Annotated in this window: 17 protein-coding genes; 7 read left to right on the forward strand and 10 right to left on the reverse strand. The window is 62.4% G+C overall.

From position 1 onward, the window contains the following. Positions 1 to 16: 16 nt before the first annotated feature. From EKH80_RS01490 to EKH80_RS01500, 3 genes are all read right to left on the reverse strand, one after another. Complete coding sequence (locus EKH80_RS01490) at positions 17 to 1,288, reverse strand: putative glycoside hydrolase (protein WP_230473352.1); 1,272 nt, start codon at positions 1,286 to 1,288, stop codon at positions 17 to 19. Further along, a complete protein-coding gene (locus tag EKH80_RS01495; RefSeq protein WP_230473353.1) occupies positions 1,285 to 2,034 on the reverse strand; it encodes a polysaccharide deacetylase family protein in 750 nt (249 codons plus the stop codon). The genes EKH80_RS01490 and EKH80_RS01495 overlap by 4 nt, the downstream gene beginning before the upstream one ends. Before the next feature lie 268 nt (positions 2,035 to 2,302). Next, on the reverse strand, positions 2,303 to 2,815 hold the full coding sequence (locus EKH80_RS01500) for a GNAT family N-acetyltransferase (RefSeq protein ID WP_126682947.1): 513 nt from the start codon (positions 2,813 to 2,815) through the stop codon (positions 2,303 to 2,305). Between the two features lie 240 nt (positions 2,816 to 3,055). Here EKH80_RS01500 and EKH80_RS01505 point away from each other — a divergent pair, with 240 nt between their 5' ends. From EKH80_RS01505 to EKH80_RS01515, 3 genes are all read left to right on the forward strand, one after another. Further along, positions 3,056 to 3,334 carry a hypothetical protein gene (locus EKH80_RS01505; RefSeq protein ID WP_126682948.1) on the forward strand — a complete coding sequence of 93 codons (279 nt, stop codon included), beginning with the start codon at positions 3,056 to 3,058 and terminating at the stop codon, positions 3,332 to 3,334. A 227-nt stretch (positions 3,335 to 3,561) separates the two neighbouring features. Then, the gene (gene typA / locus EKH80_RS01510) at positions 3,562 to 5,391 is read left to right on the forward strand and encodes a translational GTPase TypA (RefSeq protein WP_126683199.1); all 1,830 of its coding nucleotides are present in this window, start codon (positions 3,562 to 3,564) and stop codon (positions 5,389 to 5,391) included. A gap of 118 nt (positions 5,392 to 5,509) precedes the next feature. Further along, positions 5,510 to 6,853 carry a carbohydrate porin gene (locus tag EKH80_RS01515; RefSeq protein ID WP_126682949.1) on the forward strand — a complete coding sequence of 448 codons (1,344 nt, stop codon included), beginning with the start codon at positions 5,510 to 5,512 and terminating at the stop codon, positions 6,851 to 6,853. An 85-nt stretch (positions 6,854 to 6,938) separates the two neighbouring features. Here the strand turns inward: EKH80_RS01515 and EKH80_RS01520 are convergent, their stop codons facing one another. From EKH80_RS01520 to EKH80_RS01545, 6 genes are all read right to left on the reverse strand, one after another. Continuing rightward, positions 6,939 to 8,813, reverse strand: a complete 1,875-nt coding sequence (locus EKH80_RS01520; RefSeq protein ID WP_126682950.1) for a beta-galactosidase — start codon at positions 8,811 to 8,813, stop codon at positions 6,939 to 6,941. Positions 8,814 to 9,000: 187 nt separating this feature from the next. Then, positions 9,001 to 11,007: an enterotoxin gene (locus tag EKH80_RS01525; RefSeq protein WP_230473354.1), complete on the reverse strand. Its 2,007-nt coding sequence runs from the start codon at positions 11,005 to 11,007 to the stop codon at positions 9,001 to 9,003. Positions 11,008 to 11,158: 151 nt separating this feature from the next. After that, a complete protein-coding gene (locus EKH80_RS01530; RefSeq protein ID WP_126682951.1) occupies positions 11,159 to 14,188 on the reverse strand; it encodes a TonB-dependent receptor plug domain-containing protein in 3,030 nt (1,009 codons plus the stop codon). A 340-nt stretch (positions 14,189 to 14,528) separates the two neighbouring features. Continuing rightward, positions 14,529 to 15,455, reverse strand: coding sequence for a 1-phosphofructokinase family hexose kinase (locus EKH80_RS01535; RefSeq protein WP_126682952.1), 927 nt, complete (start codon positions 15,453 to 15,455; stop codon positions 14,529 to 14,531). Next, positions 15,452 to 16,384 (reverse strand): carbohydrate kinase family protein, encoded by a 933-nt coding sequence (locus EKH80_RS01540; protein ID WP_126682953.1) that lies wholly within the window; start codon positions 16,382 to 16,384, stop codon positions 15,452 to 15,454. The genes EKH80_RS01535 and EKH80_RS01540 overlap by 4 nt, the downstream gene beginning before the upstream one ends. Beyond that, on the reverse strand, positions 16,381 to 17,538 hold the full coding sequence (locus tag EKH80_RS01545; RefSeq protein ID WP_126682954.1) for an SIS domain-containing protein: 1,158 nt from the start codon (positions 17,536 to 17,538) through the stop codon (positions 16,381 to 16,383). Before EKH80_RS01545 ends, EKH80_RS01540 begins: the two co-directional genes overlap by 4 nt. A 92-nt stretch (positions 17,539 to 17,630) precedes the next feature. Here EKH80_RS01545 and EKH80_RS01550 point away from each other — a divergent pair, with 92 nt between their 5' ends. From EKH80_RS01550 to agaR, 3 genes are all read left to right on the forward strand, one after another. Continuing rightward, positions 17,631 to 18,548 carry a class I fructose-bisphosphate aldolase gene (locus EKH80_RS01550; protein WP_126682955.1) on the forward strand — a complete coding sequence of 306 codons (918 nt, stop codon included), beginning with the start codon at positions 17,631 to 17,633 and terminating at the stop codon, positions 18,546 to 18,548. 236 nt (positions 18,549 to 18,784) lie between these two features. After that, the gene (locus tag EKH80_RS01555) at positions 18,785 to 20,041 is read left to right on the forward strand and encodes an amidohydrolase family protein (protein ID WP_126682956.1); all 1,257 of its coding nucleotides are present in this window, start codon (positions 18,785 to 18,787) and stop codon (positions 20,039 to 20,041) included. Next, positions 20,038 to 20,844 (forward strand): transcriptional repressor AgaR, encoded by an 807-nt coding sequence (agaR, locus tag EKH80_RS01560; RefSeq protein ID WP_126682957.1) that lies wholly within the window; start codon positions 20,038 to 20,040, stop codon positions 20,842 to 20,844. Before EKH80_RS01555 ends, agaR begins: the two co-directional genes overlap by 4 nt. A 77-nt stretch (positions 20,845 to 20,921) precedes the next feature. On the opposite strand, the gene EKH80_RS01565 is transcribed toward agaR, so the two are convergent. After that, positions 20,922 to 21,521, reverse strand: a complete 600-nt coding sequence (locus EKH80_RS01565) for a methyltransferase (RefSeq protein WP_126682958.1) — start codon at positions 21,519 to 21,521, stop codon at positions 20,922 to 20,924. A 162-nt stretch (positions 21,522 to 21,683) separates the two neighbouring features. Between EKH80_RS01565 and EKH80_RS01570 the strand changes: the two genes are divergently transcribed. After that, a complete protein-coding gene (locus tag EKH80_RS01570) occupies positions 21,684 to 23,240 on the forward strand; it encodes a DUF1800 domain-containing protein (protein ID WP_126682959.1) in 1,557 nt (518 codons plus the stop codon). The last annotated feature ends 14 nt before the right edge of the window (positions 23,241 to 23,254 follow it).

The following is a 23,254-nucleotide window of genomic DNA, read 5'->3' on the forward strand; positions in this document are numbered from 1 at the left end:
CGCAGCCCTCGGCCGATCAATGGCTGGGTAGATCGCCGGCGGTGTACAGGTTGTGCGGATTCCATAGCATCCACCCATCGGTACCGTTGGTGTCGGCGGCATGCGTTTGCGCCTGGATCGCCGCCGCGTCGAAGTTGCGATGGTCGAACGCGTAGTCGCGAAACGCCTGCAGCCAGGGACGAAAGCGTACTCCCGGCAGCCGGGTTCGCAGTAAGGCCTGGGTCAGCGTGCGGCCGACGATTTGACCGGGCGCCGTGACCGGATCGCTCAAGCCGGGCACTCCCCACGTGAACCCGGATGGATAGAGCATCGGCGAAATATAGTCGAGCGGGGCACCGAGCGTTTCGATCTCCTGACCGATCCCCGTATCGTTCTGATTCCAGCAGACGTAGCCAAAAATGTCGGCTGCGACGAAGACGTTGTAGGGTGCAAGCCGGCCGCGGGCGGCCTGCAGAAAGGCGACGATCGCCGCGGTGCGGTTGGCCTGGTTGTTCGGTGATGCAAAGCGCAGACCGCGCCGATCAGGAAAACGCACATAATCGAACTGGATCTCGTCAAAGCCCATGCGAGCCGCTTCCTCGGCGATATCCAGATTGTGATCCCAAACCTTGTGCGAGAACGGATCCATCCACTGCAAGCCCTCACGATCGCGCCACGGCTTGCCTTGGGCATCGCGCACACTCCATTCCGGATGCGCTTCGGCAAGCGGGTCGTCCTTGAACACCACGATACGTGCGATCAGATACAGGTGCATGGCGTGCAGACTCGCGAGCAGGGCCGGAAAGTCCGCTATCGGCGGCAGCCGCTGGCTCAGCCTGGCGGTTGCGCCGATCGCATCACGCGCCTGGCTGCGATAAGGCGTGATGCCCCGGTCGCCTTTCACATCGATCACCAAGGCATTGATCGCGGTGTGTTGCGCCAGGTCGACGGCCTCGTTGCGCAAGCTTTCGCTATGGATGCCGTACACCGATAGATAAACCGCCTTGGGCCGAAACGGCGTCAAGGCCAAGGTTACTGGATCGTCGCCGGACAGCTTTACCTCGGCACGCAGATAGCCCGGTGCACGCACAGCGATGCCGGTCACTGCTTGCGCAATGTCGAAACGCCCATCATCGTCGGTACGGATGACGCCAGCGGAGGTCGTGACGAGTGCACCGGCGATGGGTTTGAGCGTGTCCTGGTCGATTACGACGCCGCTTACTGCGAGGACGGCCTGGCTGATCAGTTGCGCCATGACAGCAAGCGCCGCCAGCAGAGTGCGCCGCATCAACAAGCGTGTCATGTTCATTGAGCCTCCTTTGCCACGAAGGTGGGCTGCGCGGCGGATTCGCCCAGCATGTGGGCCAACGCAGCCGGCCCATAGGCATCCATCATCAGGAAGCGTGGCAGCGCCAGGGGCCGCGCATGGCGGTCGGCCTTGCGTGCTTCCAGCGTGAAAGCCGCGACGTAGCCCTCGTCGGCAGCGAGCGCCATCAAGTCGTCGTCATGAATGCCGAACGGCCAGGCCAGCATGTCCACCTGGGCACCGGTTTCAGACTCCAGGCGCTGGCGCGAACGCTGCAGCTGCCAGTGCACGAATTGCCGAAACTCCGCCGGGGCCTGCTGCCTGCGTTCGACTTTGAAGTTGGGGTGCCAGTAAGTGTGCGACTGGATATCGAACAAGCCGGTCTGCTTGAGGCTGCGCAATTGATCCCAGGTAAGCGCATACGAAGCGTTGGAAATCGCCGAGGGGTAGATGAACAGGGTTACCGGAATGCGTTCACGCAATACGATCGGCAGCAGTCGCTCGTACACCGAACGATGGCCATCATCGACGGTGATGACCACGGGTTGCGGCGGCAATGGGGCGGAGGGATCGCGCAGCCATGCGACCGCCTCGCGCAGCGGCACGATGTGATAGCCGTGTTCTTTCAGAAAGCGTAGCTGGGCCTCGAACGTGCTTACGCGCACGGTCATCGTATCGGCCACCGTATCGCCAAAGCGGTGATACACAAGGATGGCGACGCCGGATTCGCCGGCGTGTGCGTAAGCCATGGCCGGCCACCCCGCTAGACTGCCCAGGCAGACCAGCACTGCGCAAAGCATTTGCCGCATCAGGCCGCGCATAAAAGCGCCGCAACCAGCACTTGAACGAGTTGTTTTCATCATACGCTGACCGCGCATGAGCGATGTGATGCCAATTCATCCGGGATGACCGAAGCAGCGTGATGTGCTCCTTCCCCTGCTTGCAGGGGTGGGCGCAGACGGCGATAACCTCGGAGCAACCCTGCTTATTACATGATGGCTTTGCCCGTCCGCCGGGTCACCCAGCTCGAGTATGGCGCCGAATACTGTATACAACAGCGTTGTACTTGGGCGTTACCCGCCTATCCACGATGACACCACCGAGTGACTCAGCGATGCGGCGGCTGGAATGATTATCCTCGGCGACGGGGTAGATGAAATTCGCGCAACCAAGATTTGCGCTTGCCCAAACAAAGACACTGGCAACCGCTTCGCGCCCAAATCCGTTGCCGTGGCGCTCCTCACGTATCCATATCCCGAGTTCCGGGGACGGCTCTTGCGCGCCATGCAGCCCGACCAGCCCAAGGAAGCCGCGGTCCTGCTTCTCTCGAATCGCAAATACGAATTCGGTCTTGTCAGCATACGCCTGTATCCATTGCTGCCAGACGTCCGCAAATTCGCGCGGACTTGCAGGTGGTTCCCACGACATGTAACGAGTGAGCGAAGGCGTGATGGATCGGTACGCTGATTCCGCATCGGTAGAAGAAAAAGGCCGAAGAAACAAGCGTGTGGATTCAATCACGTCGCTCATCGACAACGCATCCTGAAGGCAAAGAGCTTAGGATTTTGCATAAATCAAAGAGGAGCGTCCAACGCCTGCTGCGCTCCGCCATGTCCATCCGAATTCGGGCCAGTGCCCCATCGCAGTGCTGACAAAATGACCAAATCGATCTCGACGAATCAGCAACCTATCGGGCGTATCCCATCCACGCGCTTGCGATCGTCATGAACGCCGGTCAAGCTTGCGCGCCTTTCAACCCGCGGAGCCGCCATGTCCAAGCCAACCAACATCCTGCAGATCCTCCCCGCCACCGGCTGGGTCGCCGTCTATGACGAAAGCGGCGAGGAAAGCGCTGCCGCCCTGGTCTGTTTCGCCCTGGTGGAAACCCTCGACAACGGCAGCAAGACCCAGGCAGTGCGCCCGATGTGCGCCGACGGCAAGCGCATCGCCTTTGCCGACGAAGCCGCCAACTTCGTGCGCGTCGAGGAACTGGCCCAGTTCGAGGAAGACGAAGAGGACGAGGAAGAAGAGGAAGACACCGAGGCCTGAACCGCCAAGAGGCGTAGGCTGGGGTACCAATCCCAGCCTTACCACGGCTTCCGGCGCCGGGATTGCCATCCCGGCCTACCGGCCTCGATGCACAGGGGCCCGGAGGGCGTGGGAAGCGGGGTTAAAGCCCCCGGCAAGCAACCTGTCACATAACCCCGTATAATCCACAGGTTAACCCTGACCCAACCTATCGCGGCGGCCCCATGGCCCGCCCAAGTCCGGCACTCATGTCCATCGAAAACCTGCGCAATATCGCCATCGTCGCCCACGTCGACCATGGCAAGACCACCCTCGTCGACCAGCTGCTGAAGCAGTCGGGCACCCTGTCCGAACGCACCGTGCTGGCCGAGCGCGTGATGGACAGCAACGATCAGGAAAAAGAACGCGGCATCACCATCCTGGCCAAGAACACGGCCATCACCTGGCGCGAAAACCGCATCAACATCGTCGACACCCCAGGCCACGCCGACTTCGGCGGCGAGGTGGAGCGCGTGCTGTCGATGGTCGATACCGTGCTGATCCTGGTCGACGCGATGGACGGCCCGATGCCGCAGACCCGCTTCGTTACGCAGAAGGCGTTCGCGATGGGCTTCAAGCCCATCGTGGTGGTCAACAAGATCGACCGCCCCGGTTCCCGCCCCGACTGGGTGGTGGAACAGGTGTGGGATCTGTTCGACCGCCTCGGCGCCACGCCCGAGCAGATGGACTTCCCCATTGTCTACGCTTCGGCGCTGAACGGTTACGCCAGCCTCGACCCGGAAGCACGCGAAGGCGACATGACGCCGCTGTACCAGGCCATCATGGACCACGCGCCGAAGCCGGAAGTCGACCCTACCGGTCCGTTCCAGATGCGCATCAGCCAGCTCGACTACAACAACTTCGTCGGCGTGATCGGCATTGGCCGCATCCAGCGCGGTACGCTGAAGAAGAACATGCCGGTGTCGGTGATCAACCGCGAAGGCAAGAAGCGCCAGGGCAAGGTCCTGCAGGTGCTCGGCTTCCTGGGCCTGGAGCGCATCGAGCAGGAGTCGGCCGAAGCGGGCGACATCGTGGCCATCTCCGGCATCCAGGAGCTGACCATCTCCGATACGGTGTGCGCGCTGGATACCCCTGAAGCGCTGCCGGCGCTGACCGTCGACGAACCGACGATCAGCATGACCTTCCAGGTGAACAACTCGCCGTTCGCCGGCAACAAGGATCTCTCCGGCGGCAAGTTCCTCACCAGCCGCCAGCTCAAGGACCGCCTTGAGCGTGAGCAGGTGCACAACGTGGCGCTGCGCGTCGAACAGGGTTCGGACGCCGACAAGTTCCTCGTCTCCGGTCGCGGCGAACTGCACCTGTCGGTGCTGATCGAGAACATGCGCCGCGAAGGCTATGAACTGGCCGTGTCGCGCCCGGAAGTGATCATCAAGGAAATCGACGGCCAGAAGATGGAGCCGTTCGAACAGCTGGTGATCGACGTGGAGGAAAACCACCAGGGTCCAGTGATGGAGCGCCTGGGCGTACGCAAGGGCCAGCTCAAGAACATGGAACCGGACGGCAAGGGTCGTGTGCGCCTGGAATACATGATTCCTGCGCGCGGCCTGATCGGCTTCCAGAACCAGTTCAAGACCCTCACCCAGGGCTCGGGCCTGCTGTTCCACGTGTTCGACCACTACGGTCCGAAGGAAGAAGGCCAGATCGCCAAGCGCCTCAACGGCGTGATGATCGCCAACGCCGCCGGCACCACGCCCGCCTACTCGCTCGGACCGCTGCAGGAACGCGGCAAGTTGTTCGCGGCGGAAGGTGATTCGGTTTATGAAGGCCAGCTGGTGGGCATCCATGCCAAGGACAACGACCTCACCGTCAATGCGATCAAGCCCAAGCCGCTGACCAACATGCGCGCCTCGGGCAAGGACGATGCGATCCAGCTCACCCCGGCGACCAAGTTCTCGCTGGAACAGGCGTTGGACTTCATCGACGACGACGAGCTGGTGGAAGTCACGCCGAAGGAAATCCGTTTGCGCAAAAAGCATCTGACGGAGAACGACCGCAAAAAGGCTTCGCGCAGCGCGTAAATGAAGGGCCGCCGCAAGGCGGCCTTTTTATTTCACGGATCTACCTACGCCTTTACCTCACCGTCATTCCGGCCTGCGCCGGCATGACGGTGAGGCGGGCTCAACCTATCATTGACCCATGAGCGCAACGTTGATTCGTCGCCGCAAGATCGTGTCCTGCCTGCTGCTCGCTGCCTTGCCGCTGGCCGCGCACGCTGACGACGCGCCGCTGTTCATCCCCCAATGGCTGGGCGCGCAATACACCTTCGTCGACCAGCACCAGTCACGCGTGCATTCGCCCTACTCCGGGCCGCTCAGTCTGAAGGCAGAGGGCTCGACCGCACGTTCGCACACTTTCGGCGCCTACTTCGGCATCGCCCTGCCCTGGCATCTTGAGTACTACTGGGACGTGGAGATGTTCAAGGGCGAAGGGGTGAGCAATGCCACCGGGCTGGGTGGGCTCACCAATGGCGACATCATTCGCTCCGGCGTGGCCAGCCTGGGCAAGCGGCCGTATGTGGCGCGCGATTACCTGCGCTGGGTGCTGCCGCTGGGCGATGAAACCGCCGAGGTGGTCCGCGGCCAAGACCAGTTGCCCGGCCATCAAGCGATTCGGCACATCGAAGTAAAGATAGGCTTGATGGCTGTCAACGACGACTTCGACAAGAACCGCTACGCCAATTCAACGCGTACGCAGTTCATGAACTGGTCGCTATGGAACAACACGGCTTGGGACTTTGCGGCCGACACGCGCGGCTACACCGACGGCGTCATGATCGGCTGGATGATGCCGGGTTGGGCATTACGCTACGGTATCTACCGCATGCCGGCGGAAGCGAACGGACAGGCGCTGGTGAAATCGCTGGGCGTTGCCAGCGGGCAGCAGCTTGAGTTGACGTTACAGCCTCATCCTGACGGCTGGGCATTGCGCTTCCTTGGCTACTACAACAAAGGCAGCCTCGGGATCTATCAGCAGGCGATCCAGATCGCGCAGCTGACCGGCCAGTCGCCGGACGTGCATGCGGAGGATGCTCGCGGCCGGCACAAGTTTGGTTTCGGCATCAACGGCGAACTGCCGGTGGCGGACAACGGCGACACCGGCTTTTTCATGCGCGCCGGCTGGAATGACGGACACACCGAGTCTTTCAATTTCACCGAGGTCGACCGTCTGCTGAGCGGCGGCTTCCAGCTATCCGGCGCGCACTGGCATCGTTCCGACGATCGGCTTGGCGTGGGCATCGCCGTCGAAGGACTTTCGCGCGTGCATGCGCAGTATCTGCAGATAGGGGGCGATGGTTTCCTGCTAGGCGACGGCACTCTGCGCTACGGTCCGGAGCAGATCGCCGAGGTGTACTACAACATCGCGGTGTTCGATCAACTCACCCTCAGCCCGGATTTGCAGTTCATTCGCAACCCCGGCTACAACCGGGACCGCGGCCCGGCACGGTTCGCCGGATTGCGCGCGCATCTCCAGTTTCCGTAGGCTGGGATGACAATCGTAGGCTGGGTTGCTAAACCCAGCATTGCCATGCATGCAAGTCGCGCGATGCTGGGATTGTCATCCCAGCCTACGCCAACCGATCCGTGCACCGGATCGCCGTCGGCATCACCCGGTGCATATCGAATACCAATAGTTCATTGCGTCCGCGCCACAGCCAGGGCCCCGGACAAAACAGGCGCTGTTGCGGCCCGATGCGCCAATAGCGCCCCAGCAGATGGCCATTGACCCACAGATAGCCTTTGTCCCATTCGCTCATGTCGATGTAGCAATCGCCCACTTTATCGAGCGTAACGACGGCCTTGAAGAACAGGCCGGGCCGCAACCGCGAAGGTGAATTCGCGTCCATCGGCGGCAAGCCCGCAATATAGGCCTCGTCCAGCGGCAGGCTGTGCGCCTGCCAGCCATGCAGTTCCTCGCCGTCCAGCGTTACCGCGCCCACGATGCCTTTGAAGTCGTACATCGCCTGGCCGTAGCCCACATGGCCGAAGCTGTCCACCAGGACATCCACCGTCGTGCCCGTACCGTTCGCCGGCGGCGGAATATCGACATAGTTCTTCACGTGCAGGCCGGGTTTGTTGACCCGCGACACGTAGTCCAGGTACTTGCCATCGGCGAATACGGTGCCGTAGTCGCGCAAGCCCTCCATGTTGAGCATGCCGCCGCTCAGCAACGTCTTGCGGTACACCACCATGCCCTGGTTCTGCGCAAACAGGATCTCGTTCGGATCGGGCTTCTTCACCAGCCGCGACGGCAGGGGAAGGTTGTCCCAGAGAGAGGCAAACGGGCGCGCCATCACCTCGGCGAAATGCGCAATAGGCGGCGGAGGCGGCGGTTCCGGGATGGCATGCTTCAGATGCGCCGCAATAGCAATGCGAAAAGCGTGGTAATCCGGTGTGACCTCGCCACGTTCGTTGATCGGCGCGCCGTAGTCGTAACTGGTGATCACCGGCTCGAAATTGGCGTAATCGTTGCGTGCATTGGCGCCCGCGGTAAAGCCGAAATTGGTGCCGCCATGCACGACATACAGATTGAAAGAGCGGCCTTCATCCATCAGCTTGCGCAAGGTCGGCAGGTAGGTGCCACGCTGGAAAGCCGGGTCGCCCCAATGCGTGAGCCAGCCGGGATAGCCTTCGCTCATCCACACCGGCGCCTCGCCGGCCAGCGCCTGGGCAGCGGCGAAATCGGTGTCGCCATCCAAGCCCAATGCCGTGCCCGGCACGTAGGTGCCTGCCTTCTGCAACTGGCCGAGGCCATCGGCGATGGAGAACGGGCCTTCGATGCCCTGCGCCTGCCACATCGTCTTCAGGCGCTGCAGGTAGGCCAGATCGTGTCCGAACGAGGCGTACTCGTTCTCGATCTGCGCCATCAGGATCGGCCCGCCCTGATTCGCCATCAGCGGCGCGATCTTCGGGCCGACCGCATCCATGTAGCGTTGTACGGCCTGCATGTAGCGCGCATCGTCCTTGCTGCGCACGCGGATGGAAGGGTCGCGCAGCAGATAGGGCGGCAGGCCGCCCAGGTCCCACTCCGCGCAAACGTAAGGACCAGGGCGCAGATACACCCACATGCCATCCTGCTGGCACATCTTGATGAAGCGCACGAAATCGCGCCGCTCGGTGGTGAAATCGAACACGCCCGGCTCGCTTTCGTAGTAGTTCCACATCAGGTAGACCGCGATGGTATTGAGGCCCATCGCCTTGGCCATGCGAATGCGGTGCTGCCAGTATTCGGCCGGGATGCGCGAGGGGTGCATCTCGCCGCTGCGGATCTGGAACGGGGCGCCGTCGAGCAGGAATTGCTTGCGGCCGAGTTCAAAGCGGTGGGGTTTGCCGTCGGGTGAGGGCTCAACGGAAGGCTTGGCTCTGGTCTCAGCTTCGGCCATCGGCACGCTTGCCGCCAGCGGCGTCAGCACGGCGAATCGAAGAAAATCGCGTCGTTGCATGAATCCCTTGTCCTCGGATTAACCTGCTTGCGCCCTCCCCTGCTTGCAGGGGAGGGTCGGGGTGGGGTTGCACGAGCTTGCCTCGCAATAAAAATTCACCGCGAGGTTGCTTCACCCCACCCCAGCCCTCCCCTACTACACGTAGGGGAGGGAGCCAATGCGCAAACACAGAGCGCCCGAGCGTACCTCAAGGCGTCAATTCAAGGGTCAATACTTCAAACGGAGCCAGCGTGACGGTACTCACATGATCGGCATCGAGCTGCCCGGGCACATCACGGCCACTCTTCCACACATCGCGCACGGTGAATCGGCGCGCCGCGCCTTGCGGCAATTCGAGTTGGCGCTGCAGGTCGATCACCATTATTTGCGGATGCGCATCCGGATTACGCAGGGTGACGATGGCCTTGCCCGGCGACCATGCCGCCCAGCCATACACATCGAGCCGCCCGGGATCGCCGCCGATCCAATGCGAATCCCGCAACACGTCCGCATTCGCGCGCGACCACTTCGCCGCCTCGGCCAGTACATCCCAGTCGTTGCTGCTCAGCAGCGACGGGGTGATGTACATCTCCTGCAATTGCGTGCCGGTAGCGAAGTACGAACGCACTTCGTTGGCGAAATCATGCCCAGGGTCGGTATTGAGCCGCTTGTTCATCTGCGCGTAGATGATGCCGTGGAGCATCAGCGAGTTCAGTGAATACAGTGGCCCCTGGATCACGACGTTCTCGTAAGTCTGCTGGTCGCGATAGGTGATCCACTGCTCACGCTCCGTGCCCACGCCCGTATGCCAGTCGTCCTCGCCGCCGCGCCAGATCGAATCGGCGTAGCGCAGCCAGAACGGCGAGGCCCAGGTGCCGGTGGTGAGGTTGATGAAGGTATCGGGCTTGGCGCTGCGGATATCGCCGATCAGCTCGATCGCCGCGGCGAAATCGCTGTCGAAGCGGCTGCCGGGGAATACGCTGTCCGCATTGCCGGTGCCGTCGAACTTGAACTGGTTGATGCCGTCGTTGCCAAGCAGCCCAAGCACCACGTCATGAAAGCGCTGGTAATACTTCGGCCCCGACAGCGCCAGGCCATCGTTGACGATCTCGTAACCGGCCGCCTTGCCGTTCCTTACCCGCTCTTCCTTAGGCTTGCTGTAGCCGCCCCACGGCGACAGCCACATGCCGGGCGCAGCGCCGTATTTGGCGGCTGCTTCACGCAATGGCACGAAGTCATGCGGGAAATCCTTGCTGAAATGCCAACTGCCGGAACGGTCATCCCAGCCGTCGTCGAACAGGAAGGAATCCTGCTTCACTCCGCGCTTCACGCCCAGTTCCTCGCCGAAGGCATGGATGCGATCCAGCGCCTCGGCCTCGTTGTAGGGCGTGAAGTAGCCGATGTCGTACCAGGAGTTGTAGTGCAGGAACGGCCGATACGGATGCGCCCGCTCGCGCTCCGAGTAGGCGGCGAAATCGCGGCGAAGCTGACCGTCGCGCACCACGCCTGCCACGGCCGAGTAAGTGATTGCCTGCCCTTTGCGCAGCGGCAGGCTGCGCGCCATCGACAAGCTCACATGCTTGCCCCGCACTTCGCTATCGGACAGCGGATTTTCCAGCCCCAGGTACATGTTGCCCGCCACTACCGGCGAGCCTTTCACCACACCATCCACCTCCGCATGGTCGGCGCTGGACGGCAGCAGGGAAACGCTGGTCAACGGTTCGTCCTGCTTCAGCGCCGTGATCGTTACGATCTCGCGCAGATAAGGAGAACCTTGGCGCTGCACGAGTTGCCATTCGACGCGAAAGCGGCCGTCGGCGTCGCCGAAGGTGGCGCTGATAGCCTTGCCGGGGAGACGATCGGCGAGCCTGGAAGCCTTTGCATCACTGGATAGTGCGTGTTCCGTTGGCGGCGCCAGCAGATGCATGTCGCCGGCCTTGATGGATTGCTTATTGGGCAACAGCAGGGCGAAGAGGTCATCCACCTTCAGCACCTGCCCGTTGTCGCGATCAGTGATCGTGATGTCGGCAAGCTTCCCGCCGGCCACGTTCCAATGCGCCTCGATGGCGGCGTTGCCGAAGCCTGCCTGGTCTCCCGTGGCGGCGTAGGCAGGTGCGCCTGCGTTGAGGATGAGGGCGTCATTGGCATGCGCCAGCCCCATCCATGCGCACAGCAGGCCCGCAGCGAGCGCTTTCTTGTAGTGTGTTCGATACATGCAAAGCCTCTTTTCCAAGCTCATCGATTCAGGCCTTACCGTCATTCCGGCAAAGCAGGAATGACGGTAAGGCGATAACAAACATTGCCGCAAGATGGCTTCACCCCACCCCAGCCCTCCCCTACTACACGTAGGGGAGGGAGCGACATCCTTAGAACCGCTGCTGATACCGCATATACACGAATCTCCCCAGGTCATACGACGAGTTGAAGTCGAACGGCGTATCGCCGCTGGCGTAACCGCCATAGACGTTCGGGCTCACGCGATTGAAGATATCGTTCGCCCCCAGCGAGATGGTCGCATTCCACGGCGCATTCCAGTACACCTGCACATCGTTGAAGGTCACCGACGGAACCTGCGTCTGCGGCATCACGCCCACGCCCGGCGCGTAGTAGTTCGGCAGCGTACAAGGAAATGCCGTAACCCCGAGCGAAGGATCGAACGCGCAGTTCGATTTGTAGGGTGAGAAGTAGCGCGCGGTCCAGCTGGCGCCGAAATCGTGCCAGCTCCAGTTCAAGGTCACATTGCCACGCAGGCGCCATGCGGTGTAGCCGTTCTGCGTATTGCCGTCCATGTACACGATATTGGAGCCGACCGTCGGCAGCATGTTGAAAGCCGTAATGTACGTGCCGTTCATGCTGATCTTAAAATCGCCGAAGCGCGTCTTCGGGAAGCGGTAATTGAAGGCGAAATCGTAGCCGCGCTCCTTCATCCAGCCGGCGTTGGTTTCCAGGTTCAGCAGATTGACGATCTGCCCGGTGGCCGGATCGCGCTGAAACTGGCCACAGGTGGATGTAAGGCTGTACTGGTAGCAATCGGCGATCAGCTGGTCATTGCTGATGCCGGTGATCAGATTGCGGATGTTGTACGTCCACCAGTCGACGGTGGCATCGAAGCCGGGCAACCATGACGGACTGTAGACCAGGCCGACGTCGCCGTTATACGAAGTCTCCGGCCGCAGTTTGGGGTTGCCGCCGGTCCAGTTGGTGCTGGGCATATAGCCCGATCCACTGGGCCCGGTGATCGGAGCCCCATTGTTGTCGGTCTGGCGGAAGTTGGCCGGCACCCCCGGAATACCGCCGTAGCCGGTAAGACAGCGCTGCGCTACCAAGGTGTTTTGCCCGTAAGCCGATGGACCGTACACGACATCGCATGGATCGGTGAAGGTGCCGGCGGGATAGCGTCCCTGGTACAGATCGTTGACCGTCGGCGCACGGAAACCCGTGCCATAGCTGGCGCGCACCAGCACGTCGTTGAACGGCTTCCAGGTCAGCTTGAACGAGCTGTTGGTGGTACTGCCGAAGTTGCTGTAGTGCGAATAGCGCGTGGCCACGTCCAGGCTCAGGCTTTGTGCGCCCGGCAGGTCCTTCAACAGCGGCGCGTTGATTTCCGCATAAGCCTCGTTGAGGTTGTAGGCACCGCTGTTGGGGCCCACACCACCATCGGTGGAATAGCCGGCATAAGCGAATGAGTCAGGGCTGTCGTAACCGGATTCATCCCGGTGCTGAATGCCGGTAGAGAAGGTCAGCTCGCCTCCCGGCAGCTGGAGCAGGTCGCCACCGAAGTCCGCCGCCCACGCGCGCTCCTCGCTGCCATAACGTTCCACGCTGTTGATGCCGATGTAGCTGAGCATCTGCGGCGTAAGCGTGGCTAGCGGATTGATCGGCACGCAACCGGCAATCACATTGCCCGGCGTACCGCACACCACCGTGCCGTTTTGCAGGAAAGACGGCCCCAGTGCGTTGGCGACATTGATCAGGTTGAAGTAACCCGTGCGCACATTCACGCCACTGATCTTGCTGTCATACATGTACACGTCCCAGTTGAACTCGTGCGAGCCCAGGCTGAACAAGCCATCCACGCCGAAGCCATAGCGACGATTCTTGGGATTGTTGTAGCTGCGATAGCTGTCTTCGGTGATGCGCTGGGCAATCTTGAGATCCTTCACGCCGTACACAGGGTTGTAATAGCTGTACTGGGAAAGCAGCGAAGGGAAATTGCTGTTGGCGCCCATGCCCGAATAGAACAGCGGAGAGCCGGATTTGGCGTACTCGTAGTCCGCGTTGTAGCCGTAGTTGAACTTGAAGGTGATGTTGTCGGTGATTTTGTAATGCGTATCCAGGTACAGGTTCTTGGTCCTGTCGGCGGTCAGCACCATGCTGCGGCGGTCGGCGTTATTGTTGTAGTTCTGATCGCGAGGATCGACCACGTCGCCATTGGGTCCATGCGTGGAGAGTGAAAACGGATGGTAATCGGCCGGATTCATCGGATCGCCGCCCGGATTGAGCACCAGCCGGCCACCACCCGCGAACGAGGCCGGAGCGTTGCGGATCTGCGGCTGCGGACCATATGAGTTGAGCCCGTAGTAGGGATGCTGCGCGGTATACGGATAGGCGGAGAACGGTCGGTCATTCGCCCATACCGGGCTCTGGTTCTGGTACGACAGGCTGAGCACGACACCAAACTTGTCGGTGCTCTTGCCCAGGGTGACGCTGCTTTGCGTCTGGCGGCCGTCACTGTGCGGCATGTATTCGCCGTTATACGTGTCCAGCTGGATGCCGTTGAAGTTCTTCTTGGTGATGATGTTCACCACGCCGGCGATCGCATCCGAGCCATAGACCGCCGAGGCGCCGGTGGCGAGAATATCGATGTGATCGACGACGGAGGCGGGAATCACGTTGATGTTGGTGTAGCCGCCATGCGCTGCGCCAATGCGCTGCCCATCGACCAGCACCAGGGTACGCATCGCTCCCAGGCCGCGCAGGTCGATGAAGGAGCCGCCCTGGTTCGGACCGAGGTCGCCCGGCGCGGATCGGCTAAGGTCCGGCGGCGACATCGACGATACGTTCTGCAACAATTGGCCAACGGTGGCGAAGCCTTGCTTCTGGATGTCCTGCGAGCTGATCGTCACGACCGGCTGGGCGTTTTCCACATCCACGCTGCGGATGTTGGAACCGGTTACCGTTACCGCTTGCAGGTTGACCGGCTTCTTGGGGGTGGTCTGGTCGGTGTCGCTGTTGGGCGTGCTGCTGGAAGCCGATGTGCTTTGTGCGTTGGCGCATCCGATGAAAGACAGCCCGGCCAGCACCAATGTGACTTGCCACGCCAGGTATTTTTTCCGGCAAGCCGGACCCGTTGTGCCGCGCGTTGCTTCGCGGCATCCCATGTTGTTCGCAAACATCAAAACTACCCTCCCGTGTTGTGATGCCGCATCGCGCGGAGTAGGGCCGTGCGTGCGCGCGTTGATGTCCGGGCGAAAGCTCCCCTTGCGCGGCGGACTTTGTGGTCGGTACTTCAGGCTCCTGTTTGATCAGTGCGGTTTTTTTGCTCCCTCCCCTGCGCAGGCAGGGGAGGGCTGGGATGGGGTTGCACGAGCTTGCCGCGCAGCCTGATTTCACCGCGAGGTTGCTTCACCCCACCCCAACCCTCCCCTACTACACGCAGGGGAGGGAGCCGATCTTCGCTGGTTTAAATTCAACGTCGATCAAATCCACCACGAATGCATTTCGTCTGCGCACCAGCTAAAGCCGGCGCACAATCACATTGGGCAGCAGCGCGTCCACGCTGCCACGCCCTGCAAAACCGGTTTCTTCGGATTCCGCGTTCGCCACGCCACAGGCCACGGCCAGGCGCAGCGCCTGCTCCAGCGGCAGATCGCGTTTGATCGCCACCGCCAGGCCGGCGAGAAAGCAATCGCCGGAGCCCACAGCATTGCGCAGCCGCGTGGGCGCAAGCTGTGCATGCCATACGCCCGTGTCGTCCGCGGCGATGGCGCCCAAGTCGCCCATCGTCACCGCCGGCATCGCAATACCGCGCTCGCGCAGCACTGTCACCGCCATGTGCGCGGCTTCGATATTGATCACCGGATGGCCGATCAGCTCGCTGACTTCGTCGCGGTTCGGCTTCACTGAAAACGGCTTGGCACTCACCGCCTGACGCAATACTTCGCCGCTGGCGTCGACCAGGCAACGTTTACCGAGGCCATGCACGTAATCGACCAGTCCGGCATAGAGCGTGTCGGCAAAACCGCGCGGCAGACTGCCGGAAAGAATCACCAGGTCGCTCTTTTCGGCGTTGCGACCGAACTCGCGCAGCAGGTCGTCCTGCTCGATCTGGCTCAGCTGCGGCCCCTGCCCCAGGATCTCGGTGATGCTGCCGCCCGCTTCCTGCAGCGCCAGGCACTGTCGCAACGAACCGTTGATCTGAACGCCGCGAAACAGCACGCCGCGTGCGCTCATCTGGCGGGCGATTAGCTGCTCGTGCGCAGCGTCCACCAGACCGACCAGGTGCACGCGTTCGCCCAACGCGGCAATGGTCTGCGCCACGTGCACGCCCTTGCCGCCGGGATAACTCTTTTCTTCGCGCACGCGATGCACTTCGCCGGGCGTCAAGGCATCGACCTGGATGAAACGATCGATAGCGGTATTGAAGCCGGCGACGGTGATCATGGCGCGTACCCGAGCAAAGCTTGAGCTTCGTCCGCGGTGGGCTGCTGCGTAGTGCCGCCTATGCCGCGCGTGGACAGGCTGCCGCATGCGCTGCCCCAGCGCATGCAGTCGATCCATGGCATCTGCCGCAACCATGCATGCAGGAAACCCGCATCGAAAGAGTCGCCGGCGCCGGTGGTGTCGATGGCCAGGGTCTGAAAGGCCGGCACATTCAACCACTGCTCGTCATACAGACTGGTGCAGCCTTGTCGCCCGCGCTTGACCACGGTATGGGTGTGCCCGTTCTGCGCCAAACGCAAGGCTGCAGTCAGATCGCCGCCGCCGGTGATGGCCAGCAGTTCCTGTTCGTTGGGCAGGAAGATGTCGACTTCGTTCAAGGTGTCGAGCAGATCGCTGCCCCATTGCTGGGCGGGATCGAAACCCGGGTCAAGCGAAGTGCTGAGCCCCATCGATTTCGCGCGCGCAAACAGCTCACGGCAGCCGGTGCGCAAGCCCTTCTGCAGGTAATACGAAGAGACGTGCAAATGGGTAGCATTGCGCAGCCACGTATCCGCGATGTCTTCGGCTCGCAACTGCAACATCGCGCCGGGAAAGGTCACCAGCGCGCGATCCTGCGGCGTGGACAGCGAGGCTGTTACGCCCGTGCGCAAGGCCTGGTCAGGACGCAGCGACGACACATCGATGCCCGCATCACGCAATGCCTCAAGGCAGAACACACCCGATGCATCCGCACCCAGGCTGCCATGAAAGGCCACCGGATTGCCCAGGCGCGCCAGGCCCATCGCGCAGATCATCGACGAACTGCCCGGCGTCATCACGAAATCATCGGCCAGCACTTCATGGCCGGGCGCGGGAAAGGCCTGGCAGCCCTTGAACACGAAGTCGACATTGATTTCGCCAACCACCAGGATGCGCGCGGGTGTCGTCACGGGATGGCTCCATGCAACGCGAAATCCTCAACGACGCGCGTCAGTACGCCCTCGGCAGGCGTATCCGGCTTGCCGCCCAGTTCCAGGCAGCGGAAGAATCCCAGCCATTGCACTGCCATCACCCCTGCCAGCAAGGGCGGCACATCCGGGTTCGACGCACTGGCCGAAGTCGTGATCGCCACATCACCGGCGCACAGCACATCCTCGGGAATGTCATCGCCCACGACCAGCTTCGCCATGCCAAGTTGCTTGCGCGACAGCTCGCGCAGCACATCGCATTCATAGCTGCGCACGGCCGGGTCCGCCGAAAGCATCGCCACCACCAGGGTGTGCGGATGAACAAAGGACATCGGCCCATGGCGCAGGCCGAGAAAGGTTTCCGCCAAGGTGACGACCTTGCCGCCGGTCATCTCCAGCATCTTCAAGGCGCCCTCGCGCGCGGCGCCGAAGGCGGCACCGCTGCCCAGGTAGACCGCCGAATGCATGTTGCGCTGAGCTAGCGCAGCGATGGCATCGGCATGCACATCGATGATGTTCTGCGCATTCGCAGCGGCTTTCTCGACGGCGCCGGGAGCCAACGCGCCACCCAGCAGGCCCAGGCCGCCCAGCAACAGATTGGTGAAGCTGCTGGTCATCACCAGGCTACGGTCGTTGGTGCGCTCGTCCAGCACCAAAGCGCTTAACCGCGGCTCATCGCGATATTGCGTGGCGAGCTTGCCCTGGGCGTTGCAGGTGATCACCAGATGCCGCCACGCCGGCGCGCCAGCCAGCAAGGTATTCACCACGGCGGCACTCTCCGGGCTGTCGCCCGAACGCGCCACCGAAATCAGCAGGCCCGGCCCCGGCGGCAGTACGCTGCGCCAATGCGTGAGCAAGGTACCTGCGGCAATCGCCTGCACCGGCACGCCCAGTTCCGCTTGCAGCAGCGGCGCCAGGCATTCGCCGATGTAGATCGAGCTGCCGGAACCGGTCAGCACGATGTGCGCAGGCCGCGGATCGAGTGCTTTGCCAAGCAGCAATTGCGCCGTAGCGCTCTGCGTCAACCGGAAAGTGTCCCGCCAGGTGGCCGGCTGTTGCAGGATCTCGCGCAGGGTGTCGGCATAGCCGGCCGCTCGCTGCGCTTCGGCCGTTTTCGCCCGCAGCTCCGTCAGCATGTCGTTTTCTTTCGTTTTCTTATGAAGACTTGACATTTTGTCCAATTCACCCGAATGTGAAACCATTCGATGACGACCCCAGAGTATTCGAAATGAAAGACGCGTTACAAGACCTTTCGAAATCTTCCGAAAAATTCTCCCGCCTTTCCCTTTCCCATGGCAAGCGGACCCGCCTGTGGCGTCTGATGTATGGCCACGGCCCACGCAACGGCAGTCTGCTGGTGCTGCCATTGGACCAGGGCCTGGAACACGGTCCCACCGACTTCTTCCCCAACCCGCCGGCGATCGATCCGGATTACCAGTTCCGCCTTGCCGTGGAGGGTAATTTCTCCGCCATCGCGCTGGGGGTGGGCCTGGCGGAAAAATACATGGGCGAGTGGTGCGGGCAGATCCCGCTGATCCTCAAGCTCAACGGCAAGACCAACATCCCCAGCGACGCCGAGGCCACCTCCCCGCTGTTCGCCTCGGTGGAGGATGCCGTACGCCTGGGCGCGGACGCCGTCGGCTACACCATGTATGTGGGTTCGCCGCGCCAGCACGACGAGTTCCGGCAGTTCGAAAAGGTACGCCAGGATTGCGAGCGCTTCGGCATGCCGCTGGTGCTGTGGTCGTACCCGCGCGGCGCCGCGATCGACGCCAAGGGCGGTAAGGGCAGCCTGTATGCGCAGGACTACGCCGCGCGCGTGGCGCTGGAACTGGGGGCGGACATCGTGAAGCTGCACGAACCCGATGACAGCCGCAGCAACGTGCCCAAGCCCTACGACACGCTGCAGGAAGATGCTTCCGCCCGCACGCAGCGAGTCGTGCGTTCGGCCGGTCGCACCATGGTGCTGTTCTCCGGTGGCGAAAAGAACGACGACGATGCCGCCGTGCTGCGCAAGGTGGAGTTCTACATGGCGTCTGGCGCTACCGGCGTGATGTTCGGCCGCAACATGTGGCTGCGCCCGCTGGATCAGGCGATCGCCCTGGTGCGGCAAGTGCACCAGATCATGGCCAAACACCCGCGCTGAGCATCCATGCTGCCGCCGGGCCTCCCCTTACCCCGCCTCCCGGCAGCGGCCTGGCGCCCCTCCCTCCCCGGCGCATCCGCCGGGGAGGGAGTCGAGGCGTCACGCGTAACCACGTAGGCTGGGATGACAATCCCAGCATTGCGCGGCCGCGAGCATGGCAATGCTGGGTTTCGCAACCCAGCCTACGATTGGCATCCCCGCCTACGATTGTCACCCAGCCCCATTCCCAACCCGCCATGCCAAACAGCCAGCGCAAACCAGCTTCATCCTGGTCCTTCCGCACCCAAACCCGTGCCGGCTGTTTCTGCTGCGCCCCGCCCCGCGGCGCCGGCACCATCCAGGCCAGCGGCAAGAACCCGCTGCAAACCGCCCCCGATCACAGCAAGAGCGATCTGCGCCTCAAGGATTTCAAGCCGCGCAGCATGCTGCGCGTGCCGAAAACCCGCATCGAGCAGCCGCGCTTTCCGGTGATCGACGCGCACACGCACCTCACCTGGTCCAGCCAGGTACGCAACGGCGTGTCGGTGGGCGAAGCCATCACCGTATTCGCCAAGCCGGAAGACCTACTGCCGGTGATGGATCGCAAAGGCGTGCGCACCCTGGTCAATCTCACCGGTGGCGTCGGCAAAGGGCTGGAGCAAAGCATCGCTTTGTTCGACCAGGCTGCGCCGGGGCGATTCATCACGCTCACCGAACCTTCGTTCGAGCATTTTCCCCAAGCGGATTACCCACAGCTACAGGCTGATGCGATCGAGCACGCCCATCGCGTCGGCGCCCGTGGCTTGAAGCTGCTGAAAACTTTGGGGCTGTACCTGCGCGAGCAACTCGATAGCGGCCCGCTGGTGGCGGTGGATGATCGCCGCTTCGACCCGATGTGGGAGGCCTGCGCCGCCCACGACATGCCGGTGTTCATGCACGTTTCCGATCCGGAAGCGTTTTTCCTGCCCACCGACGAATGCAACGAGCGCTACGAAGAACTGAGCAAGCACCCGGACTGGTCGTTCTACGGCCCGGCATTCCCCAGCAATGAGGAACTGCTCGCCGCCCGCGACCGCGTGATCGCGCGCCACCCCAAAACCACCTTTGCACTGATGCACGTGGGCAACTGGGCCGAGAACCTGCAAGCCGTGGCCGACTGCCTCGATCGCTTTCCCAACACCCTGGTGGACATCAGCGCGCGCATCGGTGAACTCGGGCGCCAGCCGCGCACCGCCCAGCGCTTTTTCGACCGCTACCAGGACCGCATCCTGTTCGGCACTGACGCGGTGCCCTCCCCCTACGGCGACGACGTGCCGCAGCAGTTGTTCTGCGACGAACTCTACGAAATCTATTACCGCTTCCTCGAAACCGACGACGAATACTTCGACTACGCCCCGGCCGAGACCCCGCCGCAGGGCCGCTGGTCCATCTATGGACTGGCCCTCAAAGACAGCGTGCTGCGCAAGATATACCATGACAACGCCGCCCGACTGCTGAAACTTCCGACCTCATGAATGAACCTCGCGCCGCCGCCCCCACGCAACGCCTGTTGGTCGAGGAGCGTCGACGCCTGATCGTCGAATACATCGAGGGCAACGGACGAGCCACGGTCGAGGAACTCGCCACCCGCTTCGGCACCTCCACCGTCACCATCCGCAACGACCTGGAATCCCTAGCCCGCGTCGGCGCCATTGCCCGCTCGCATGGCGGGGCGCTCCCCGCCACGCAAACCTTCACCAACGACGTGCCCTTGAACATCAAGGAGACACGCTCGCATCCGCAAAAGCAGCGCATCGGCCAGGCCGCCGCCAAGCTGATCAAGGACGGCGAAACCGTCATTCTCGATTCCGGTTCCACCACCGCGGAAATCGCGCGGCAGATCCGGCAGATGAAGTTTGACTCGCTGACCGTGGTCACCAACGCCCTCAACATCGCGCTGGAGCTTTCCGGCCTACCCAATATCCGCGTGATGATGCTCGGCGGCCTGCTGCGCCCCACCGCCTATTCGCTGGTGGGTCCGGATGCAGAGCAGGCGCTGTCGCGCCTCTCGGCTGACAAATTGTTCCTGGGCGTGGACGGCATCGATCCCCTGGTAGGCGTCACCACGCCCGATCCGCTGGAAGCTTCACTCAACGCCCTGATGATCCGCGTCTCCCGCGAAACCATTGCGGTGTTCGATGCGAGCAAGCTGGGGCAACGCAGCCTCTCCGTGATCACGCCGGTGCAGACCTTGAATACGGTGATTACCGACAACAGCGCACCGGAAGATATGGTGGATGCGCTGCGGGGGGCCGGAGTGAACGTAATGCTGGTGTAGGCTGGGATGACAATCCCAGCATCGTGATGCACGCCCCTTGCCATGCTGGGATTGTCATCCCAGCCTACGCACCTGAATCACCAGGCCCGCTCCAAGGCCGCCACCTGCCGCTCCAGCCGTGGCCCCAGATAGCAATGCGACCCGCACGGCAACAGCCCCACCTCGCGAAACTCCCGCAAGTACCACGCTGGTGAGCGCAACCGCAGTTCGCGCCGATCGCCCTCCAGGTCATCGCGGCTGGTAAACACCTCCAGGAACGCGATGCCCTCCAGCATTTCCCCGATCCCGACCAGGCCCGCGCGAATTTCCGCCGGCTTGAGGTAATGCAGCACGTCCGTGCACACGATCACGTCGAAGCGGGTGTCGAAACGCAGCTCCGCCAGCTGGCCGAACCGGGCCAGGCCGATATCGCGGCGGCGCCCATAGCGGCGCACCACATATTCACTGGCATCCAGCCCGCGGTACGCCAAGCCAGGTCGCAAGGCCAGCAAAGGCGCACGCCAAACGCCCTCCCCGCACCCGACGTCCAGCACATTGCGGACCGGCCGGCCCAGGTAGTACTCCGCCTGCGCCACCACCATCGCCACCTTGCGCTTGAGCACCGCCGCCGACCGCACGGAATGCTGCGGATCGCGGTACCACTTGTCGAAATAGGCCTGGTCGTAAGACTTGCGCATGCATGGGCTCCCTGGGAGCGCGCATGGTAACCGTGCTTTAACGAGCCGGGTGCAAATTCGTGAATCACAGCCGACTATTTGCTTGCATCCGGGACTGGCCAGGTCAGCGCAATCGGCAGCCGGGCGTTCAGGGCCTAAGTGCCACCGGGGGAGACACCAACCATGCCCACACCACACCTGAAATACCTGAGTCTGCTATGGCTTGCCGTTGCGCCGCTGGGAGCCGCGCCACCACTGCTAGCGGCCGGCAATTCGCCACTGAGCGCGGACGACATCGCCTGGCTGCGCCGCGCCAGCTTCGGCCTGGACAGCGCCACCGTCGAGCGTTACCAGGAACTGGGCCGCACGCGCTTCCTCGACGAGCAACTTGCCGGCGGCGACGATCCCCTGCCACCCGCCGTCGCGCCACTGATCAACAGCTTCGAGGTCTACAGCACCTCGCCCGCAAAGCTGATCGCCGACTACCGCGACGAAGCCAAAAAAGCCAAGGACGTCGACGCAGCTGACGCCAACGCCAAGGAGATGGCCAAAAAAGACTTCCAGATGTACCGCCGCGATCTGTACAAGCAGAGCGCGGAGGTAGAGCTGCTGCGCGCCATTTACGGCCGCAACCAGCTGAAGGAACAGATGGTGTGGTTCTGGCTCAACCACTTCAACATCTATGCGCCCAAGGCCGCCGTCGGCCTGTTCGCCACCGACTACGAAGAAAACACCATTCGCCCGCATGCGCTGGGCAAGTTCAAGGACCTGGTGATGGCCACGCTGGAAAGCCCGGCCATGCAGCTGTACCTGGACAATGCACACAATGTACACGGCAAGACCAATGAGAACTACGCGCGCGAGCTGATGGAACTGCATACGCTGGGCGTCCACGCCGGTTATACGCAACAGGATGTACAGCAACTGTCCCTGATCCTCACCGGCGCCGGCATCGTTCCGCAGCGCGGCCGCGACGTGATCGACGGTGTCGACAGCAACTTCCTCAACCCGCGTCCGGGCGTGGTACGCAATGGCCTGTTCGTGTTCCTGCCCGGCCGGCATGACTACTCCAGCAAGCAATTCCTGGGACACAGCATCAAAGGCAGCGGCTTCAACGAGATCGAGCAGGCGGTGGACCTGATCGTGCACCAGCCGGCTTGCGCACAGTTCATCTCACGCAAACTTGCGGCCTATTTCGTCTCCGACGATCCGCCGCCGACCCTGGTGAACGCTATGGCGGAAACCTTCCAGCGCACGGATGGCGACATTGCCGCCGTGTTGCGCACCATGTTCCTGTCCCCATCCATCACTAGCGGTGCTGGCAAGAAATTCAAGGACCCTACCCAATTCGTGGTCTCCGCGATGCGCTTAAGCTATGACGGCAAGCCGATCAGCAACGCCGACCCGCTGGTGAACTGGCTGAACCAGTTGTCCGAACCGATGTACGGCCACATCACGCCGGATGGTTTCGCCAGCGACAGCGCAAGCTGGTCCAGTTCCGGCCAGATGGCGAAGCGCTTCGATGTGGCACGCGCCATCGGCAGCGGCCGCAATCGCCTGTTTACGAATGCCGATGGCGAAGTGACGCGCGCCGATCCACCGATGCTGAACTCCCCCCTGTTCCAGCGCACACTGGAACCCACGCTCTCCCCCGCCACCCGCGACGCGCTCACCAAAGCCGCCTCGCCGGTGGAGTGGAATACCTTTCTGCTGTCCTCTCCCGATTTCAACTACCGCTGAGCCAACGAGGCATC

The organism is Dyella choica (assembly GCF_003977665.1).
GTDB lineage: Bacteria > Pseudomonadota > Gammaproteobacteria > Xanthomonadales > Rhodanobacteraceae > Dyella_B > Dyella_B choica.

Excerpts from the sequence above, each read along its gene's own strand:
- EKH80_RS01490 (WP_230473352.1), bottom strand. The coding sequence starts at position 1,288 with ATGAACATGACACGCTTGTTGATGCGGCGCACTCTGCTGGCGGCGCTT.
- EKH80_RS01495 (WP_230473353.1), bottom strand. The coding sequence starts at position 2,034 with ATGGCTTACGCACACGCCGGCGAATCCGGCGTCGCCATCCTTGTGTAT.
- EKH80_RS01500 (WP_126682947.1), bottom strand. The coding sequence starts at position 2,815 with ATGAGCGACGTGATTGAATCCACACGCTTGTTTCTTCGGCCTTTTTCT.
- EKH80_RS01505 (WP_126682948.1), top strand. The coding sequence starts at position 3,056 with ATGTCCAAGCCAACCAACATCCTGCAGATCCTCCCCGCCACCGGCTGG.
- typA (WP_126683199.1), top strand. The coding sequence starts at position 3,562 with ATGTCCATCGAAAACCTGCGCAATATCGCCATCGTCGCCCACGTCGAC.
- EKH80_RS01515 (WP_126682949.1), top strand. The coding sequence starts at position 5,510 with ATGAGCGCAACGTTGATTCGTCGCCGCAAGATCGTGTCCTGCCTGCTG.
- EKH80_RS01520 (WP_126682950.1), bottom strand. The coding sequence starts at position 8,813 with ATGCAACGACGCGATTTTCTTCGATTCGCCGTGCTGACGCCGCTGGCG.
- EKH80_RS01525 (WP_230473354.1), bottom strand. The coding sequence starts at position 11,007 with ATGTATCGAACACACTACAAGAAAGCGCTCGCTGCGGGCCTGCTGTGC.
- EKH80_RS01530 (WP_126682951.1), bottom strand. The coding sequence starts at position 14,188 with ATGTTTGCGAACAACATGGGATGCCGCGAAGCAACGCGCGGCACAACG.
- EKH80_RS01535 (WP_126682952.1), bottom strand. The coding sequence starts at position 15,455 with ATGATCACCGTCGCCGGCTTCAATACCGCTATCGATCGTTTCATCCAG.
- EKH80_RS01545 (WP_126682954.1), bottom strand. The coding sequence starts at position 17,538 with ATGCTGACGGAGCTGCGGGCGAAAACGGCCGAAGCGCAGCGAGCGGCC.
- EKH80_RS01550 (WP_126682955.1), top strand. The coding sequence starts at position 17,631 with ATGAAAGACGCGTTACAAGACCTTTCGAAATCTTCCGAAAAATTCTCC.
- EKH80_RS01555 (WP_126682956.1), top strand. The coding sequence starts at position 18,785 with ATGCCAAACAGCCAGCGCAAACCAGCTTCATCCTGGTCCTTCCGCACC.
- agaR (WP_126682957.1), top strand. The coding sequence starts at position 20,038 with ATGAATGAACCTCGCGCCGCCGCCCCCACGCAACGCCTGTTGGTCGAG.
- EKH80_RS01565 (WP_126682958.1), bottom strand. The coding sequence starts at position 21,521 with ATGCGCAAGTCTTACGACCAGGCCTATTTCGACAAGTGGTACCGCGAT.
- EKH80_RS01570 (WP_126682959.1), top strand. The coding sequence starts at position 21,684 with ATGCCCACACCACACCTGAAATACCTGAGTCTGCTATGGCTTGCCGTT.